The 1,589-nt window shown below is 63.5% G+C and carries 1 protein-coding gene; it reads left to right on the top strand.

The genetic code is table 11. The features are described 5' to 3' along the window. Positions 1 to 186: 186 nt before the first annotated feature. A partial coding sequence (locus tag Q4C89_RS15075; protein ID WP_303103437.1) for a VOC family protein occupies positions 187 to 1,589 on the top strand: 1,403 nt, incomplete at its 3' end.

Here is a 1,589-nt window from a genome sequence, read left to right as displayed (position 1 = left end):
GGCCCAGGGGCAGCAGGGCCGCTTCGACCTGCTGGGTCTTGCTCTGGGTGGTGCGGACCAGGCGCCGCCAGATTCGGATGGGAGGCTGCGTCAGGGCAGCGTCTAGTTCAGTCACGCCCGTATTGTAGGCAGAGGCAAAAGGTACAGGGTTACAAAACACTTAAATATTTAAGTTAGACTTTGGACATGAACCCTATTCAAGGTCTCCACCACCTCACCGTCATGGCGAGCGACCCGCAGCGGAACGTGGACTTCTTTACGCAGGTTCTGGGCCAGCGCATGGTCAAGGTAACGGTCAACTTCGACGACCCCGGCACCTACCATCTGTACTACGGCGACGAAACGGGCGCACCCGGCACCATCATGACCTACTTTCCCTGGCCGAATGCGGTCAGAGGGCGGCGCGGCAACGGGGAAATCGTGGCGGCGGCTTACGCTGCGCCCGTCGCTTCGCAGGACTACTGGAAGGCCCGCTTGAAGGAATTTGGCATTCCCTTCACCGAGGGGTCGCGCTTCGGCAGCCCGCTGGTCAGGTTTGAAGACCCCGATGGGCTGTGGATCGAGATTGTCTTTGAGGACGGCGCAGACGTGCCTAGCTTCTGGCCGAAGAGCCCCGTGCCCCGCCAACACGCCCTGAACGGCTTTCACAGCGTCACGGGTTGGGTCGAGCAGACCGCCCAGACCGAGAAGCTGCTGACCGGGCCGCTGGGCTTCAGCAAGGTCGGCAGCGAACCGGACGCCGAGGGAGTGCGCATCCGCTACCGGGGCCAGTCGGACGGCGTGGGCTTGTATATCGATCTGGTGGAACGTCCGGGTCAGCCGCACGGCCAGTTCAGCGCGGGCAGCGTTCACCATGTGGCGCTGCGCACCGTGGACGACGCCGAGCAACTGGAATACCGCAAGCTCCTGACCAAGCACGGCTATCAGGTGACGACGGTTCAAGACCGCCAGTATTTCCACTCCATCTACTTCCGCGAGCGCTCGGGCATCCTGTTCGAGGTCGCCACCGACGCCCCCGGTTTTCCCGCCGACGAAAGCGTGGAGGAACTGGGCAAGCACCTGAAACTGCCCGCTTGGTACGAGAGCAAGCGGGCGGCGATTGAAGCGCGCGTGAAGCCGATTGTAAACCACGAGTACGGCGTGACCATCGGCGGAAACGGGCAGGGCAGTCCCGCCACTGTCTCGGACGGGCTGCGCCTGAACGGCCCGCACCAGGGCCAGCCGGTCTTTACGGCAGGTCAGCCACTCGCGCAAGCGCGGGCCGCTGTCATCCTGTTGCATGGGCGCGGCGGCAATGCCAAGGATATTCTGGGTCTGGCGCAGCAATTTGGTGTTCCCGAACTGGCGTATGTCGCGCCGCAGGCGCAAGGAAACACCTGGTATCCCGAGAGCTTCCTGGCCCCACTGGAACGCAACGAACCGGGGCTGTCGTCGGCGCTGCAAATGCTTGACGATGTCGTGAACACTTTGGGTGAGCAGGGCATCCCGCCCCAAAACATCGTGCTGGGCGGCTTCTCGCAGGGCGCGTGCCTGACGCTGGAATATGTGGCCCGGCATGCCCGGCGCTACGGCGGCGTCTTTGCCTTCTC

The organism is Deinococcus sp. (genome assembly GCF_030523985.1).
Classification (GTDB): Bacteria; Deinococcota; Deinococci; order Deinococcales; family Deinococcaceae; genus Deinococcus.
This window is presented reverse-complemented; position numbering and strand designations above follow the sequence as displayed.